The 16,746-nt window shown below is 67.7% G+C and carries 13 protein-coding genes; 11 read left to right on the top strand and 2 right to left on the bottom strand.

Annotated elements, in window-relative coordinates; genetic code table 11:
- Positions 1-25: 25 nt before the first annotated feature.
- On the bottom strand, positions 26-2,053 hold the full coding sequence (locus tag ACG00X_RS14005) for a DEAD/DEAH box helicase (protein ID WP_394488806.1): 2,028 nt from the start codon (positions 2,051-2,053) through the stop codon (positions 26-28).
- A gap of 201 nt (positions 2,054-2,254) precedes the next feature.
- Here ACG00X_RS14005 and ACG00X_RS14010 point away from each other — a divergent pair, with 201 nt between their 5' ends.
- Positions 2,255-3,676 (top strand): aminotransferase-like domain-containing protein, encoded by a 1,422-nt coding sequence (locus ACG00X_RS14010; protein ID WP_394488807.1) that lies wholly within the window; start codon positions 2,255-2,257, stop codon positions 3,674-3,676.
- Positions 3,677-3,697: 21 nt separating this feature from the next.
- Here ACG00X_RS14010 and ACG00X_RS14015 read toward each other — a convergent pair whose 3' ends face one another.
- Entirely contained in the window at positions 3,698-4,813 is a 1,116-nt protein-coding gene (locus ACG00X_RS14015) for a nitroreductase family protein (RefSeq protein WP_394488808.1), read from the bottom strand.
- Between the two features lie 112 nt (positions 4,814-4,925).
- On the opposite strand from ACG00X_RS14015, the gene ACG00X_RS14020 reads away from it, so the two are divergent.
- The 10 genes from ACG00X_RS14020 (at position 4,926) to xrtA (ending at position 16,716) form a co-directional block, all read left to right on the top strand.
- Entirely contained in the window at positions 4,926-5,807 is an 882-nt protein-coding gene (locus ACG00X_RS14020; protein ID WP_394488809.1) for a ThiF family adenylyltransferase, read from the top strand.
- A gap of 271 nt (positions 5,808-6,078) precedes the next feature.
- Entirely contained in the window at positions 6,079-6,687 is a 609-nt protein-coding gene (locus tag ACG00X_RS14025) for an XrtA/PEP-CTERM system exopolysaccharide export protein (RefSeq protein WP_394488970.1), read from the top strand.
- 63 nt (positions 6,688-6,750) lie between these two features.
- Entirely contained in the window at positions 6,751-8,340 is a 1,590-nt protein-coding gene (locus ACG00X_RS14030; RefSeq protein ID WP_394488810.1) for an XrtA system polysaccharide chain length determinant, read from the top strand.
- Position 8,341: 1 nt separating this feature from the next.
- The gene (locus ACG00X_RS14035) at positions 8,342-9,322 is read left to right on the top strand and encodes an XrtA-associated tyrosine autokinase (RefSeq protein ID WP_394488811.1); all 981 of its coding nucleotides are present in this window, start codon (positions 8,342-8,344) and stop codon (positions 9,320-9,322) included.
- A gap of 13 nt (positions 9,323-9,335) precedes the next feature.
- Complete coding sequence (locus ACG00X_RS14040) at positions 9,336-10,859, top strand: TIGR03016 family PEP-CTERM system-associated outer membrane protein (RefSeq protein ID WP_394488812.1); 1,524 nt, start codon at positions 9,336-9,338, stop codon at positions 10,857-10,859.
- Between the two features lie 26 nt (positions 10,860-10,885).
- Complete coding sequence (locus ACG00X_RS14045) at positions 10,886-11,983, top strand: XrtA/PEP-CTERM system-associated ATPase (RefSeq protein WP_394488813.1); 1,098 nt, start codon at positions 10,886-10,888, stop codon at positions 11,981-11,983.
- A gap of 17 nt (positions 11,984-12,000) precedes the next feature.
- Entirely contained in the window at positions 12,001-12,894 is an 894-nt protein-coding gene (locus ACG00X_RS14050) for an XrtA system polysaccharide deacetylase (protein WP_394488814.1), read from the top strand.
- Positions 12,895-13,944 (top strand): FemAB family XrtA/PEP-CTERM system-associated protein, encoded by a 1,050-nt coding sequence (locus tag ACG00X_RS14055; protein ID WP_394488815.1) that lies wholly within the window; start codon positions 12,895-12,897, stop codon positions 13,942-13,944.
- Positions 13,945-13,951: 7 nt separating this feature from the next.
- Complete coding sequence (locus tag ACG00X_RS14060; RefSeq protein WP_394488816.1) at positions 13,952-15,151, top strand: TIGR03087 family PEP-CTERM/XrtA system glycosyltransferase; 1,200 nt, start codon at positions 13,952-13,954, stop codon at positions 15,149-15,151.
- Entirely contained in the window at positions 15,145-16,716 is a 1,572-nt protein-coding gene (xrtA, locus tag ACG00X_RS14065; RefSeq protein ID WP_394488817.1) for an exosortase A, read from the top strand. The genes ACG00X_RS14060 and xrtA overlap by 7 nt, the downstream gene beginning before the upstream one ends.
- Positions 16,717-16,746 lie beyond the last annotated feature (30 nt).

The raw sequence follows: 16,746 nt of genomic DNA on the forward strand, positions 1-16,746 counted from the left end.
CGTGACGGCCGCCGTCTGAGGCGGTTCAGCCGGTGCCGGCCGCGCGCCGGCGCCAGAACTCGGCGTCGATCAGCTGCTCCGCGCCCGTGCGCGCGTTGACCAGCCAGAACTGCCGGCTGTCGGGGCTGACGCGCACCACCTCGCCCTCGTGCCGCCCCGCGCTGACGCGCTTGCCGAGCGTGTTGGCGGGGAAGCCCGGCTGCCGGGCGAGTTCCAGCAGCGGCGTCGCGGCCCGCGTATCGCCCGCCAGCCGCAGCCGCTGCAGCAGTGGCGCCAGCAGTGGGCCGGCGGCATCGGCCGGCGACACGAACAGCACCAGCTTGGCCTGCGCGCGGCTCAGCGCGACGTTGAGCAGCCGCTGCGCCGCCTCGCCGTGCAGGAAGGGCTGGCTGCCGTCGGCCGGGTCGAACAGCACCACCGGCGCCTCGCTGCCCTGGGCGCGGTGCACGGTGCTGACGCGCAATTGCTCCGGCAGGCCGTGTGCGCGCAGCCGCTGGCGGATCAGCGCGCGCTGGGCGCGAAACGGTGTCAGCACGATGAGTTCGTCAGGCTGCCAGTTGCCGCTGGCCAAGGCCTGCGCCAGCAGCTCGGCGATCGCCTCGGCCGACTCGCGCCGCACCGGCCCGCGCTCGGCCGCCACCCAGCCGCCGTCGGTCTTCACGCGGTGCACATGCACATGCGTCTCGGCGGGGATGTCGCCCAGCGCGCGCTGCCGCGCCGCCAGCCAGTCGGGCGATGCCTGGGCGTCGGCCGCCACGCGCAGGGTGCCGTCGTAGAACAGCTGGCTGACCAGCTCGACGATGGGCGGCGCCATGCGGGATTGCTCGTCCAGCAGCGCGACGCCAGGCCCGCCTGACATCGGGTGGCGGGGCATCTCGGCAAATGGCGAGCGGCCCAGCCAGCGGCGCGCGAGGCGGTCGTCGCTGCGCTGCACGGGCGAGAGCTGCTGCGGGTCGCCGGCGAACAGCCGTGCGCGGCCCAGCGGCATCAGCACCAGCGCGTGGGCCAGGCTGACCTGGCTGGCTTCGTCGAACACGACCAGGTCGAACGGCGGCTCGCCGTCGTCGGCCAGCTGGCGCAGCGTCTTGAGCGTGAAGACGGCGCGCGTGGTCGTCATGCTGGCCAGGCGGCAGCGCCGCAGTACCTGCAGCGACGCGGTGCGCAGCTCGTCCCGCAGCGTGGCGACCCGGTCGGCCCAGGCCTTCAGTGCCGCGGCGTCTCGCGCCGAGGGCCGGGCGGCCTCCGCGCGGGCCAGGCGGGCGATGAGGTCGCGGTCCTGCGTGGGCAGCAGGTGCTCGCGGCCTTCGTAGGCGGCGGCGTCGAAGCGCGTGCCCAGCCGCTGCACGGCCGCGCGCAGCGGCTCGCGCCGGCCTTTCTGCAGTGCCTTGTCGACGGCCAGCGTGGCCAGGTCCACGGCCTGATTGGTGGTGGACAGCAGCAGCACGCGCGCGGCGGGGTGGCGCTCCAGGTACTCGGCCAGCAGCACGCCCAGCGTCGTCGTCTTGCCCGTGCCGGGTGGCCCCCACAGAAAGCCGCTGCTGTGGCCCACCAGCGCCAGTGCCGCACGCTGGGCCGGGCGCAGCCAGCGGAAGGGCTCGCCGGTCAGCGCCGTGCCGCCGCGCAACGGCCGCGGCGTTGACAGATCGGGCAGTGCGGCCAGCGCCTGTTCGGCCCAAGGGGTGTCCCACCAGGCATCGGCCACGGCGCTGAGGAAGCGCGTGGGGTACAGCCGGATCAAGTGCCCGGCCGGCGGTGGCGGGCTGCTGGCGTTTTGCAGCACGAGCTGGTCTTCCTCGGCGAGCACGGCCAGCACGCTGGCGCCGCCCTTGGACGGCGCACCCCACCAGGCGGCAGCGCCGTCCAGGCTGTCGTCCAGCAGCGCCTGCGCCGACGCGGCACCGGGCCGCTGCCCCTCGGCGAACACATAGCCGGGCTCCAGCGTGACGCGCCACAGGCTGCCGTCACGCTCGGCGTGCAGCACCTTGAAGTCGTAGTACTCGGGCGTGGCCGACAGCTCGGCATTCAGGGCCGCGCGGACGTCGGCGAGGCTCATGGCGGGGGAGGGAAATCGGAAACCGGGAAGGGGCGCGACTTTAAGCGCAGGCCGTTTCGGCGGAGGCGCCTGCCACGGGATGGCCCTGCGCCGATCCGACGAGGCCGGCCTCGGCATACGAGATCTGGCCGCGGCGCTGCACCGGTACAGTGGCGCGGACTTCAAGAAATCGGCACATCAGATGCCTGAACTGCTGCACGCATGAAACGCTACGAAGCCCTCGCCGAGGAGATCGCCGAGTCGATCGCCACTGGGCAGCTGCGGCCGGGCGATCGGGTGCCGTCCGTGCGCGAGGCCAGCCGCAACCGCGGCGTGAGCCCGTCCACGGTCTTCGAGGCGTATTACCTGCTCGAAGCCCGGGGCCTGCTGCAGGCACGGCCGCGGTCGGGCTATTTCGTGAGCCGCACCATGGCGCGGCAGGCGGAGCCGCAGTGCTCGCAAACGGCCACGCGGGATCAAGCCGTCGAGGTGTCGGAGCTCGTGTTCCAGGTGCTGGGCCACGCGAGGAATCGCAGTCTCGTGCCGATGGGCTCGGCGTTCCCGAGCCCGGCGCTGTTTCCGCTGCCGCGGCTGGCGCTGGCCACCGGCAAGGCGCTGCGGCGGCTCGACCCCTGGCGCACGGTCGAAGACCTCACACCCGGCAGTGCGGCGCTGCGCCGCCAGATCGCGCTGCGCTACCTGGGCATGGGCGCGAGCGTTGATGCCGACGAGCTCGTCATCACGAACGGCGCGATGGAGGCCTTGAACCTGTGCCTGGAGAGCGTGACGCAACCGGGCGACCTCGTGGCGGTCGAGTCGCCCACGTTCTACGCGGCGCTGCAGGCGCTGGAGCGCCGCGGCCTGCGTGCCGTCGAGATCGCCACGCATCCGCGCACGGGGATCGCCGTCGACGCGCTGGCCGCCGTGATGGCCCAGCATCCGGTCAAGGCCTGCTGGTTGATGCCCAACTTCCAGAATCCGCTCGGCAGCCTGATGCCGGACAGCGCCAAGCAGGCGCTGGTCGAGCTGCTGGCGCGGCACGAGGTGCCGCTGATCGAGGACGACGTCTACGGCGAGCTCCACTTTGGTGGCCACAAGCCCAGGCCCGCGAAAGCCTGGGACCGGCAGGGCCTGGTGATGCACTGCAGCTCTTTCTCCAAGACGCTGGCGCCCGGCTACCGCGTCGGTTGGGTGGCCGCCGGCCGCTTCGTGCGCGACGTGACGCAGCGCAAGTTCATGAGTTCGGTCTCGGCGCCGCTGCCGTCGCAGGAAGGCTTGAGCGAGTACCTGCAGCACGGCGGTTATGACCGCCATCTGCGCCAGTTGCGCGCCACGCTGGCGCAGCACCAGCAGGCGGTGTTGGGCGCCATCGCCAGGCACTTTCCCGCCGGCACGCGCGTGACGCAGCCCGAAGGCGGGTATTTCCTGTGGGTGGAACTGCCCGAGCAGGTCGACGCCCTGGCCTTGCATCGCTTGGCGCTGTCGCAAGGCATCAGCTTGGCGCCGGGGCAGCTGTTCTCGGCGGACCGACGCTTTCGCCACCACGTTCGCATCAACTACGGCCACCCGGACCATCCCGGCTTCCAGCAGGCACTGGAGACGGTGGGCACGATCGCCAAGGCGTTGGCGAGCGTCGTGAACTGAGCGTTAGCCGCCGTGCCGGGGCTATGTACCTCTTGCCGGCATGCTCGACGGGCTGCTGCCGGCCGGCTGGATGATGAGGTCTGCAAGCGGGCGCCTGAGCGACCGGGCGCTGGGCGCGTTGCCGCTGCCGACCCGGCCCATGAACACCGTGTTCTCGGCGGCCTCACGTCCCACCAGGCTCGTGAACCGTTGGGCCAGCCGGTCCGCCATCTGGTGCAGGCCCGGCGTGGCGGAAAAAGGCCTTTGCTCGCAGGCATACCGCCTGAACACGAGCGGTGTGATTTCTGGCTGGAGCTGCAGGCCGAGGTGCGTGGCGGTGAGCCAGAAGCGCTGCGTCGCCCGCCCGGCGGCGACGTAGTCGTCGAGCGTGCGCGCCGGTGACCTGGCCTTCAGCAGGAAGTGTGCCGCGCAGGCGATGCCCGGAATGAAATCGAGCTGGATCCGTGGGGCCCAGGTACCGGCCAGAAAGCGGTTGAAGCGCTCGACGCGACGCCAGTCCTGCATCACAAATCGCATCAGGCGCGTCGTCATGGGGTCGGTGCCCAGTGCCTGATCGGGCACTCGGTCGGTGCTGAACTGGGCGTTCCACTCGATGATGTCTTTGTGGACCCGGTAGGCCTCGGGCATCGTGAGGCGGATCTTTGCCGAGTGGAACAGCAGCTTGGCGACCCTGAGCCGTTCGCTGGTGCGTTCGATCCAGGTGACGGTGTAGTTCGGGCCGATGGCTGCGGCGAGCGCCTGTTGCTGCTGGGCCGTCAGCGGCAGCGTCTTGAGGGGCCTGCGTTGTACCGAGCGTGTTTTGACGCTGCTGAGCAGTGGATCGGCGGCCACGCTCGGGTCTTTGACAAACCGGAGATCGAACACCGGCCGCTCGTCCGGCGACTCGGCGCGGCGCTGGACCTGCACGCGCAATTGATGGTGACTGGCCGCAATGGCGGCGGTTTCCACCAACGCCCCGATGGCAATCTGGCTGGGGTGGCCGTCCAGGTCATAGACACAGTGCTGCCGCGTGTCGAATCCGTGCACGGCCACGTGGCTGGCGCTCAGAATTTCAAAGCGCCAGGGTTGGGTGTTATCACCGCTGGGAGCCCACCGGGCAAAGTCTAGAATTTGCAGTATGGTGGCTTGCGAATCCATGGCTTGCGACCTCTCTTGCATTTGAGGGGAGTCACCAGACGGCGACTGGATGGCGGTTGGTGCAGCGTTTGCTGGTACTTCCAGCGGATTTTGCCGACTCAAGGGGGCGAATGTGAACCAAGCTTCGACGTTTGACTACGAACGGGCATTTTCCAGGAATGTCGGCTGGGTGACTTCGGCCGAGCAGGAAAAACTCAGGTCTTCGCGCGTGGCCATCGCCGGTCTCGGCGGCGTGGGGGGCGCGCACCTGTTGACGCTTTGTCGCCTGGGCGTGGCCAACTTCAATATTGCCGACTTCGACGAATTCGGTGTCCACAACATGAACCGGCAGGTTGGCGCGTTCATGTCCACGATGGACCGCCCCAAAGCGGCGGTGCTGGCCGAGATGGCGCGTGACATCAATCCGGAAGCGGACGTTCGCGTATTTTCTGAAGGCGTGACGGCTGCCAATATCGACGATTTTCTTCGCGATGTTGATGTGTATGTCGACGGTATCGACTTTTTTGCGCTGCCGGCTCGCCGCATGCTGTTCAAAGCCTGCCAGGAGCGCGGAATTCACGCACTGACGGCTGCGCCGTTGGGGATGGGGGTAGCGCTGCTTTATTTTCGGCCCGGCGGGATGAGTTTCGAAGACTACTTCCGGGTTGAAGGGCGCAGCGAAAACGAGCAGTACGCGAGATTCATCGCCGGTTTGTCGCCCGCCATGTTGCAGCGGGATTATCTGGTGGCGCCCAAGGCGGTGAATTTCCAGGAAAGGCGTGGCCCGTCGACGATGATGGCCTGCGACTTGTGCGCCGGCGTCATGGGTGTATCGGTGCTGAAGGTGCTGTTGGGGCGTGGAAAATTGAAAGCGGCGCCGTGGGGGATGCACTTTGACGCGTTTCATCAGCGACTGAAATTTACATGGCGACCATTTGGTAACGCAAATCCCATTCAGCAACTCATGTTGGTGCTGATCCGGCCGCTGCTAGAAGGGCGCGCGAAACCGCGCTGAAATCGATCCGGCGTCTGCCCCGGGATGGGGTGAATGGGGGTGAAATTGCACGTACGCCGTGGGCTCGTACCCCCCCTGATTCCGCGTCCGGCCGGTTGTCCTCCCTATGGCATCATGCGCGCGCCCATTGCGGCGTGGCGAGATGGCTCGCGTTATGCGCCCTGATCAACAGATCCACAAAGGACATGCCTTGGATACCACCCATGCTTCAACTCGTAGCGACGCGCAGGCCCTGCGGTCCGGTGGCGTTCTTGAATCCTGCCGCCGCGCCATGCGAGCAAAACTGATTGGCGCTGTCGCCGCTTTTGGTGCCGTTCTGCTGGCGGGGTGCGCAGGCTCGAGCCTTCCTGCCGCGCCAGCGAGCGTCGGCGCGGGTGATTACAGCTATGTGATCGGTGCCGGCGACAACCTCAGCATCCAGGTCTGGCGCAATCCGGAGTTGTCGATGTCGGTTCCGGTCCGGCCCGACGGCAAGATCTCAGCGCCGCTGGTGGACGAGATGCTGGTTCAGGGCAAGACCTCGGTGGAGGTTGCGCGCGAGGTCGAGAAGCAGCTCAGCAAATACGTTCGCGATCCGGTCGTCACCGTGATCGTCACGTCGTTCGTCGGGCCGTTCAGCGAGCAGATCCGCGTCGTCGGCGAGGCGGCCAAGCCCCAATTCCTGCCGTTCCGCCAGAAGATGACCGTGCTCGACGTGATGATCGCCGTCGGCGGCCTCACTGACTTTGCGGCCGGCAACAGCGCGACCATTCTGCGCACCGCCGAAGGCAACAAGCAGTATTCCGTGCGTCTCAAGGACCTGATCAAGCGCGGTGACGTGTCAGCCAATGTCGAGATGCGGCCTGGCGACATCCTCATCATTCCGCAGAGCCTGTTCTGACGCCGGATGGCTTCGGCCGGTGGCTGAAACATCACGCGTTTGCATTAACCGAGATCGTTTTCGATGGAATTGCTGATTGCCCAGCTGCTGGTGATTGTCCGGCGCATGTGGAAGTACCGCTGGGTCGGCCTCATCGTGGCCTGGGTGACCGGCGTGATCGGCGCCGTCGTGGTGTTCGTGTTGCCTGACCGTTATGAGGCCAGCGCGCGTATCTACGTCGATACGCAGTCCATCCTGAAGCCGTTGATGTCCGGCTTGGCAGTGCAGCCCAATGTGGAGCAGCAGGTCACCATGCTGAGCCGCACGTTGATCAGCCGGCCCAATGTCGAGAAGCTCGTGCGCATGGCCGATCTGGACTTGAAGAACCAGTCCAAGGCCCAGCAGGAAGCGACGATCGAGTCGGTGACCAGCAACCTGTCCATCCAGAGCAGCGGTCGCGGCGACAACCTCTATGTGCTGGGTTATCGGGACAGCGATCCGGAAACCGCCAAGCGGGTGGTGCAGTCGCTGGTGTCGATCTTCGTGGAGTCCAGCCTGGGCCAGACCCGGCAGGGCACGTCGACGGCCACGACCTTCATCAACGAGCAGATCAAGACCTACGAGGCCAAGCTCGAAGAGGCCGAGACGCGGCTCAAGGAGTTCCGGCTGAAGAATCTGTCGATGGCCGGTGAGGGCAAGGACTCCGCCTCGCATATCGCGGAGATCGGTGCGCAGCTGGAACGTGCGAGGCTGGAATACCGCGAGGCCTTGAACGCGCGCGACGCCGCGAAGGCGCAGCTGGACGCGGAAAGAGCGCGTGGCGGTGCCCAGACGACGACGCAGAGCCTGATGCAGGAGGCGAACGCGAACATCGCAACGCCTGAACTCGATGCGCGACTCGCCGATCTGCGGCGCAATCTCGATGGATTGCTGCAGCGCTATACCGAGCAGCACCCGGACATCATTGCGGCGCGCAAGCTCATCAAGGATCTCGAAGACCAGCGCAAGCGTGAGATCGCGGATCTGCGCAAGGCTGCGGCCGCGATGCCGACGGTGAGCGTGGCGCAGGGTGGCGGCAGCATGGCCACGCAGGAGTTGGTGCGCATCCTGGCCACGACGGAAGTGCAGGTTGCTTCCTTGCGCGCCCGTGTGGACGAGTATTCGTCGCGTTACAGCCAGGCCATGGTGGCGCTGAAGACGGCCCCCCAGGTGGAGGCGGAAGCGGCGCAGCTGAACCGGGACTACGCGATCAACAAGAAGAACTACGAGGATCTCGTGCAGCGGCGCGAGCAGGCGGCTATTTCGGGCGAACTGGACGTGGCGTCGGGCGTTGCGGACTTCCGTGTCATCGATCCGCCGCGCGCCAACCCGAAGCCCGTGGCGCCCAACCGGTTGCTGCTGCTGGCCGGAGCCATGGCGGCGGCGTTGGGCATCGGGTTGTTCACGACGTTTGCGGCGAGTCAGTTGCGCCCGGTGTTTCATGATGCCAACGACCTGCGGGCGCGGGTGGAACTGCCCATCCTGGGTGTCGTGACCAGGCTCGTGACGGATGCCGATCGGGCCCGTATGCGCGTGGATTTGGTGCGCTTTGCGGCCGGGGCCGGTGGGCTGCTGGTGATGTTCGCCATCGCCTTGACGGTCTTGGCGGTACAACTGAGCCGGCAGGTGGTCTGACATGACGAGCTTGATCGAACAAGCCGCACAGCGGCTCGAACAATTGCGCCAGGCGGGCGTGGTGTTGCCTGGCGACGCGCCGGGTGTGCCGGAGCCGCAACCTGCTGCGACTCCAGCGGTCACGGTGGCTCCAGCGGCTGCACCCGTCGTGGCGGCAGCGCCCGCCGCCGTGGGCATTTCGCTGGCCGAGGATGGTCAGCATCCGTCGTCCAAGCGCGTCGAACTCGACGTCGTGGCGCTGGCCGCGCAAGGCTTCCTGATGCCCGACACGCCGCGGTCGCAGACGGGTGACCAGTACCGCGTCATCAAGCGGCCGCTGATCAAGAACGCGATGGGCAAGGGCGCGGCCACCATCAACCACGCCAACCTGCTGATGGTGACCAGCGCACTGGCCGGCGAGGGCAAGAGCTTCACGTCCATCAACCTGGCGCTCAGCATTGCCGCGGAGCTGGACAACACCGTGATGCTCGTCGACGCCGACGTGGCGCGGCCATCGGTGCTGCGCATGCTCGGGCTGCCGCAGGGGCCCGGCCTGCTCGACGTGCTGGAAGATCGCGTGGACATGTCGGAGGTGCTGCTGCGCACCAACGTCGAGAAGCTGACGTTGCTGCCGAGCGGCACGCCGCATCCGCGAGCGACGGAGCTGCTGGCCAGCGACGCGATGCGGCAGTTGCTGGATGACATGGCCAATCGCTACCCGGACCGCATCATCATCTTCGATTCGCCGCCGCTGCTGCTGACGACGGAATCGCGTGTGCTGGCCTCGCACATGGGCCAGATCATCATCGTTGTGCATGCCGAGAAGACACCGCAGAGCGCGGTGCAGCAGGCGCTGGCGGCCATCGAGACCTGCCCGGTGAAGATGATGCTGCTGAACCAGGCCAGTCCGAACGCTGCCGGTGGCTATGGCTACGGGTATGGCTACGGTTACGGATATGGCTACGGCTACGGTTACGGCAGCAATGACCCGGCGCAGCGCTGAGCCGCGTCGCCTGGTGCTCGCACTCGCGGCCTGCGCCGCGGTGGCGCAGACCCAGGCTCAGACCCGGACCCAGCAGGAGGGCGGCAGCGGCCAATCGGGCGTGCTCGTGCAGACCAGCGTCAGCGTCATGGAGACCTGGACGGACAACCTGCGGCTGAGCGACGTCAACAAGGACGCCGCGCTGATCACCACGGTGTCGCCGGGCCTGCGTGTCGTCAGCAACTCGGGTGCGGTGCGCGGTAGCCTGGACTACGCGCTCAACGGCATCGTGTACGTCAAGTCCGATCAGCCGTCGCGTGTGCAGAACTCGCTGTCCGCCAACGGCCAGGCCGAGCTGATCAGCCGCACGCTCTTTGTGGATGTGCGGGCCAGCATCGGGCAGCAGAACGCGTCGGCCTTTGGCCTGCAAAGTGCGCCGACCCTGGGCTCGCGCGGGGCCGTGGACAGCCTGGCCAATCCCAACCAGCATGAGACCGGCACGCTCTCGGTGTCGCCGTCGTTGCGCGGTCGGCTGGCGGGCGTGGCCACCTACGAACTGCGCGGGGATTTCGCGCGCACCGAGGCGCGTGGCACCAGCCTGGGCGACAGCCGCAGCCAGGGCGGCTCGCTGCGCATCAACCAGGCCAACCCCGGCGTCACCGGCTGGTGGCTGCTGGGCAGCACGCAGAAGGTCAGATCGACCAGCGTTGCGTCCAACCGCAACGACACGGTGAAGATCGGTGTGGACTACCACCCCGACCCGGACTGGAATTTCACCCTCAACGGTGGGCGTGAGCGCACGGACTTTCTCGGCGGTAGCAGCCAGCAAGGCAACACGGGCGGTGTGGCGTCGCAGTGGACACCCACGCCGCGCACGCAGCTGGCGGCCGACTGGCAGTATCACAACTACGGCAACAGCCACAACCTGAGCTTCGTGCACCGCCTGGCGCGCTCGGTGTGGCGACTGTCGGACACGACGTCGACGACGCTTGGCAATACCGGCGCAACTGGCGGTGCCGGCACCTACTACGAGCTGTACTACCTGTTGTTCGCGTCGGTGGAACCCGACCTCGTCAAGCGGGACGCCGTGGTGCGTAGCTACCTGCAATCGCAAGGGCTGTCGCCGGATGCCGCCGTCGCCGGCGGTTTCCTCTCGGCGGGCCCCAGCCGGTTGCGCAGCCAGCAGCTCGCCATCACGCTGCAAGGCGTGCGCAGCACGCTGTCGGCGCTGGTCAGCCGCACCGTCACGAGCCGGCTGGGCGACAACCTGAACCAGGGCACGCTGGCCAGCACGGCGCGGGTGGAGCAGCGCTCCTACTCGCTGACGGCCAGCCACCAGCTGACGCCGCTGTCGGGGCTCTCGCTGTCGGTGGCGCGTCAGGAGTCGATCGGCGACCTGGGTAGCCAGTCGACGCACCTGACCAGCCTGCTGGCCTCTTGGAATGCGCGGCTGGCTGAACGCCTGAGCCTGATGGTCGGCGGCCGGCATAGCCGCTTCGACAGCATCACCCCTTACACCGAGAATGCGGTCTACGCGAGCCTGACCCAACAGTTCTGAGATGCAACGACTCGGGCGCCCCTGACATGTACGAAGCCTTTTACGGCCTGAGCAGCAAACCCTTTCAGCTCAGCCCGGACCCCAACTTCTATTACGGCAGCAAGCAGCATCGCCGGGCCAAGGCCTACCTCGACTACGGTGTGTTGCGCAACGACGGCTTCATCGTCATCACCGGCGAGATTGGCGCGGGCAAGACGACGCTGCTGCGCGGCTTGCTCGACAGCCTGAACCGCAGCAACGTCGTCATCGGCAACGTCGTGACGACGCAGCTCGATGCGGAGGACACGCTGCGCATGGTCGGTGCGGCGTTCGGCGTGCGCGTGAAGGATGCGTCGAAGTCCGAGCTGCTCATGACGCTGGAGGCCTTCTTCGTCAGCCAGGTCACGCAAGGCAAGCGTTGCCTGCTCATCGTCGATGAGGCGCAAAACCTGACGGCGCGTGCGGTGGAGGAGTTGCGCATGCTGTCCAACTTCCAGTTCGCCAACCAGTCGCTGCTGCAGACCTTCCTCGTCGGTCAGCCGGAGTTCCGCAACATCCTGCAGAAGCCCGAGATGGAGCAGTTCCGCCAGCGCGTCGCGGCGACCTGCCACATCGGCCCGCTGGACGAAGACGAGACGCAGCGCTACATGGAGCACCGCCTGAAGTGTGCGGGCTCCACCGGCAAGCCCACCTTCGACCACGACGCCTTTCCGGCCATCCACAAGGCCAGCAACGGCATCCCGCGGCGCATCAACAGGTTGTGCGACCGGTTGCTGCTGCTGGGGTTCATGCAGGGGCGCAGCCACCTGACGCTGGCCGACGTGAAAGAGGTATTGCGGGACATCGCCCAGGAGAGCGAGACGCCCCAGCCTAGCGAGGCCAACCCGCTGGACGGCGCGGCTTCGCGCCCGGCTGACAGCCGGCCGGCGCCGCTGGACGTCAGCCTCGGGCCCCTGGACCTCGCGCGGCTGAAGCTGGGCGTGGCCGACGTGGATGGCTTGTCCGCCGATCTCGCGGCACTGAGCGCCGACCACAACGCCGATCGACTGCAGCGGCTGGAGCGCAGCATGATGAGGCTGGAGCGCATCAACCTGCAGACGCTGACGCTGCTGCAGCGCCTGATCGACGCCGTCAAGCAGCACTGACGCTGACCGAGCCCGCCATGTTGATGCCCACCAAGAACCCGGCGCTGCGCAATGCGATGAGCATTGACGTGGAGGACTATTTCCAGGTCTCGGCCTTCGCGCCCTACATCCGCCGCGAGGACTGGAGCGGCCTGGAATGCCGGGTCGAACGCAACATCGACACCATCCTCGCGCTGCTGGCGGACAAGCAGGTCAAGGCCACCTTCTTCACGCTGGGCTGGATCGCCGAGCGCTACCCGCAGGTCGTCCGGTCCATCGTGGCCGGCGGCCACGAACTGGCCAGCCACGGCTACGGCCATGAGCGTGCCAGCGATCTGACGCCCGAGGCCTTTCTGGCCGATATCGGCAGCGCCAAGCGCCTGCTGGAAGACCTGGGCGGCGTGCCGGTCGTGGGCTACCGGGCGCCGAGCTTCTCCATCGGCAAGGGCAACCTGTGGGCCTTCGACGTGCTGCGCGAGGCGGGCTACCGCTATTCCAGCAGCGTCTACCCGATCGCCCACGACCACTACGGCATGCCGGATTCGCCGCGCTTCGCCTACCCGGTGCGTGACGGGCTGCTGGAGATCCCGGTGACGACGTTGCGCGTGGGCTCGCGCAACCTGCCCAGCAGCGGCGGTGGCTACTTTCGGCTGCTGCCGTATGCGCTGTCGCGCTGGATGATCCGCCGCGTCAACGAGGTCGACGGCGAATCGGCCGTCTTCTATTTCCACCCCTGGGAAATCGACCCGGAGCAGCCCCGCGTGGCCGGCATCGATGCCAAGGCGCGCTTTCGCCATTACGTCAACATCGCGCGCACCCAGGGCCGCATCGCCCGCTTGCTGGAGGATTTCCGCTGGGGGCGCATGGACGAGATCTTCCTCGGCCGCGACGCCAGCGCGCGCGCTGCCGAGGCGACGGCGAGCCCGGCCTGAATGAACGCTTCTCTACGCATTGCGCGGCTGGCCGCGCAGGACTTGGCCCTGTCTGCCCGCTGGGATGCCTTCGTGCAGGCCCACCCGCAGGCTACGTTCTTCCATCGCAGCGGCTGGCTGCGCGTCATCGAGAAGAGCTTCGGCCACCGCGGGTTCTTCCTGTATGCCGAGCGTGACGGTGCCATCGAAGGCGTGCTGCCGCTCGTCGAGGTGAAGAGCCGGCTGTTCGGCCACTCGGTGTCGAGCCTGCCGTTCGCGGTCTATGGCGGCGTGGTGGCGCACAGCGACGAAGCGGCGGCTGCGCTGGAAGCCGAGGCAGAGAGCCTTGCGCGAGGGCAGGGCGCCGACCACCTCGAGTACCGCAACCTGGGCGCGACCCGTCACGCCGACTGGCCGCGCCAGGATCTCTACGTGACCTTTCGCAAGGAGATCCTGCCGGACGAGGAGGCCAACATGCTGGCCATTCCGCGAAAAGCGCGGGCCATGGTGCGCAAAGGCATCAAGAACGCGTTGACGGCCGATGTCGATGCGGGCGTCGACCGGTTCTTCGACCTGTATGCCGACAACGTGCATCGCCACGGCACGCCGGCCATGCCGAAGAAGTATTTCCAGGCGCTGCTCGACGAGTTCGGCGCCGACGCCGAGGTGCTGACGGTGAGTGGCCCCGACGGCCGGCCGCTGTCCTCGGTGCTGAGCTTCTACTTCCGCGACGAGGTGTTGCCCTACTACGCCGGCGACGACGAGGCCGCGCGAGACCTCGCGGCCAACGACTTCAAGTATTGGGAGCTGCTGCGACGGGCCTGCGCGCGCGGCCTCAAGGTGTTCGACTACGGCCGCAGCAAGCAGGGCACGGGCTCGTACGCGTTCAAGAAGAACTGGGGTTTCGAGCCGCAGCCGCTGTCCTACGAGTACCGCTTGTTCAAGCGTGATGCGGTGCCCCAGAACAACCCGAACAACCCCAAGTACCAGCTCATGATCAAGGCCTGGCGCAAGCTGCCCATCGGCGTGGCGAACTGGCTGGGGCCCTTCATCGTCAAGAACCTGGGTTGAGGATCGCGTGAAGATCCTCTACCTCGTCCACCGCCTGCCTTACCCGCCCAACAAGGGTGACAAGGTGCGGTCCTACCACCTGCTCAGGCATCTGGCGGCGCGGCACGAGGTTCACCTGGGCAGCTTCATCGACGACCCGGACGACGAGCAGCATCTGCCGCGCGTGCGTGAGCTGTGTGCCGGCCTGCATGTGGCGCGGCTGAATCCGCGCGCCGCCAAGTTGCTGAGCCTGCGCGGACTGCTCACCGGCGAGCCGCTGAGCCTGCCCTACTACCGCGATGCGGGCCTGCAGGCCTGGGTGGATGCCTCGGCGGCGCGCGTGGGTTTCGACGCCGTCATCGTCTTCAGCAGCGTGATGGCCCAGTACACGCGCGGCCTGGCCGGCGTGAGGACGCTGGTGGACTTCGTCGACGTGGACTCCGCCAAATGGCGCGACTATGCGCCCGAGCATGCCTGGCCCATGTCCTGGTTGTACCGGCGCGAGTTCAGCCGGCTGCTGGCCTACGAGCAGCGCGTGGCCCGCGCGGCGCAGTGCAGCTTCTTCGTGACGGAGAACGAGGTGGCGCTGTTCCGCGAGCTCAGCCCGGGCGCGCCGCTGCGGCTGGCGGCGCTGGGCAATGGCGTCGACGCCGACTTCTTTGCGCCCCAGCCGCAGCGTGCTGGCCCCTTTGCAGAGGGGGAGCTGCCGCTGGTCTTCACGGGCGCGATGGACTACTGGCCCAACGTCGACGCGGTCAGCTGGTTTGTTCAGGACATGCTGCCAGCCCTGCGCGAGCGCTTCCCGGCGCTGCGCTTTCACATCGTCGGCCGCAGCCCGACGCCAGCCGTTCGAGCGCTGGCGGGCGATGCCGTCAACGTCACGGGCACCGTGCCTGACGTTCGCCCCTATCTGCAGCATGCGGCGGCTGTCGTCGCGCCGCTGCGGCTGGCGCGCGGCCTGCAGAACAAGGTGCTGGAGGCCATGGCGATGGCCCGACCGGTCGTGGCGGCCGGCAGCTGTGTGCGTGCGATCACGAACGTCGACCAGCCCGGCCTCGTGGCAGCCGACGACGCGGCCGGCTACGTGGCGCAGTTGTCGGCGCTGCTCGCACACCGCGATGCCGCTGACGCGGCGGGCCGATCGGCGCGAGATTTCGTGCTCGGGGCCTACAGCTGGGAGGCCCATCTGGCGAGCCTGGATCGTCATCTGGAGGCAACTGCATGCTGACCCTGCCACCTCAGTGGCGCCTGCCCTTGCTGGCGCTGCTCGCAGTCTGGGTGTTGCTGGCCGTGATCTACGCGGACACCGGCGGGGCGATGGTCGGCATCTGGAACCGCTCCGAGACCTTCGCCCATGCCTGGGTGGTGCCGCCGCTGTCGGGCTGGATGGTGTGGCGCCTACGTGCCGACCTGGCCGTGCTGACGCCGCGGCCCGCACCGCGCTGGCTGTGGCTGATCGTGCCGATCGGCTTGCTCTGGCTGCTGGGCGACCTGGCCGTGGCCAATGCTGCGACGCAGTTCGCCTTTGTCGGCATGGCCGTGCTCATGGTGCCGGCGTTGCTGGGCACCGAGGTGGCGCGCCGCATCGCCTTCCCGCTCGGCTTCCTGTTCTTCTCCGTGCCCTTTGGCGATTTCCTGACGCCCTGGCTGGTCGATCGCACGGCAGATTTCACCGTGCTGGCGCTGCGTGCAACGGGCATTCCGGTGTTCCGCGAGGGGACCGAGTTCGTCATCCCGACCGGCTCCTGGTCCGTCGTGCAGGCCTGCAGCGGCATTCGCTACCTGATGGCGTCGGTCATGGTGGGCACGCTGTTCGCGTACCTGAACTACCGCTCCTACGCGCGCCGCTGGGCCTTCGTGGGTGTCGCCATCGTCACGCCGTTGGTCGCCAACTGGTTGCGCGCCTACATGATCGTCATGCTGGGCCACCTGTCCGGCAACAAGCTGGCCGTCGGCGTCGACCACATCATCTACGGCTGGGTGTTCTTCGGCATCATCATGCTGGCCATGTTCATGATCGGCGCACGCTGGTCGGAGCCCGACCCCGCTGCCGAACCGGCCCCCGCCGGCGCGGCGATGGACGGTGTCGCGCTGCAGCGCTGGGCATTGGCGTGGCTGGGGACGGCCGTGTTGCTGGCGGCGCCAGTGCTGCTGCGCACGCAGGCAGAACACGCGGTCATCCGCGGGGAGCCGGTGGTGGCCGCGCCGACTCTGCCCGGCTGGCATTGGCAGAGCGAACCGATGGTGAGCTGGCGCCCCTTCTTCCAGAGCCCGGCGGCGGTGCTCCACGGCCGCTACGAGCCCGAATCCGGTGGCCCGGCGATCGGCCTCTACCTGGGCTATTACCGCGACCAGAAGTACGGCCGGCAACTGGTCACGTCGGTGAACAAGTTCGTCGACGACGAGGCCGAGAAGGACTGGTCGCAGACGGCATCTGGACGGACGCTGCTGGCCACACCCGATGGCGAGATGCCGTGGCGGACCGCTGAATTGCGCGGCCAGGCGCTTGCGCAGGTCAGCGGCGACGGCAGCCGCGCGCCGCGCCTGCGCGTCTGGCAGGTGTACTGGATCAACGGCCGCCCCTTCGTCAGCGACTGGCAGGCCAAGCTGTACGGCGCGCTGCAGCGGATGCTGGGGCATGGCGACGATGCGGCCGTCGTGCTGGTCTACGTCGACAAGGCCGCGGCGGGCGCCGAAGACGCGCTGCTCAAGGACTTTCTGCGCACGCATTGGGGCGCGCTGGACACCGCTTTGCGTGGTGTCCGGGATCGCGATGCGGCACGTCAGCAGTGACAATCACGCGCCTCCCAAGAATCACAGCAA

This window comes from Pelomonas nitida, from assembly GCF_043555975.1.
Taxonomy (GTDB): Bacteria; Pseudomonadota; Gammaproteobacteria; order Burkholderiales; family Burkholderiaceae_C; genus Pelomonas; species Pelomonas nitida.

Excerpts from the sequence above, each read along its gene's own strand:
- ACG00X_RS14030 (WP_394488810.1), top strand. The coding sequence starts at position 6,751 with ATGGAATTGCTGATTGCCCAGCTGCTGGTGATTGTCCGGCGCATGTGG.
- ACG00X_RS14005 (WP_394488806.1), bottom strand. The coding sequence starts at position 2,053 with ATGAGCCTCGCCGACGTCCGCGCGGCCCTGAATGCCGAGCTGTCGGCC.
- ACG00X_RS14025 (WP_394488970.1), top strand. The coding sequence starts at position 6,079 with ATGCGAGCAAAACTGATTGGCGCTGTCGCCGCTTTTGGTGCCGTTCTG.
- ACG00X_RS14045 (WP_394488813.1), top strand. The coding sequence starts at position 10,886 with ATGTACGAAGCCTTTTACGGCCTGAGCAGCAAACCCTTTCAGCTCAGC.
- ACG00X_RS14015 (WP_394488808.1), bottom strand. The coding sequence starts at position 4,813 with ATGGATTCGCAAGCCACCATACTGCAAATTCTAGACTTTGCCCGGTGG.
- ACG00X_RS14010 (WP_394488807.1), top strand. The coding sequence starts at position 2,255 with ATGAAACGCTACGAAGCCCTCGCCGAGGAGATCGCCGAGTCGATCGCC.
- ACG00X_RS14055 (WP_394488815.1), top strand. The coding sequence starts at position 12,895 with ATGAACGCTTCTCTACGCATTGCGCGGCTGGCCGCGCAGGACTTGGCC.
- ACG00X_RS14035 (WP_394488811.1), top strand. The coding sequence starts at position 8,342 with ATGACGAGCTTGATCGAACAAGCCGCACAGCGGCTCGAACAATTGCGC.
- ACG00X_RS14050 (WP_394488814.1), top strand. The coding sequence starts at position 12,001 with ATGTTGATGCCCACCAAGAACCCGGCGCTGCGCAATGCGATGAGCATT.
- xrtA (WP_394488817.1), top strand. The coding sequence starts at position 15,145 with ATGCTGACCCTGCCACCTCAGTGGCGCCTGCCCTTGCTGGCGCTGCTC.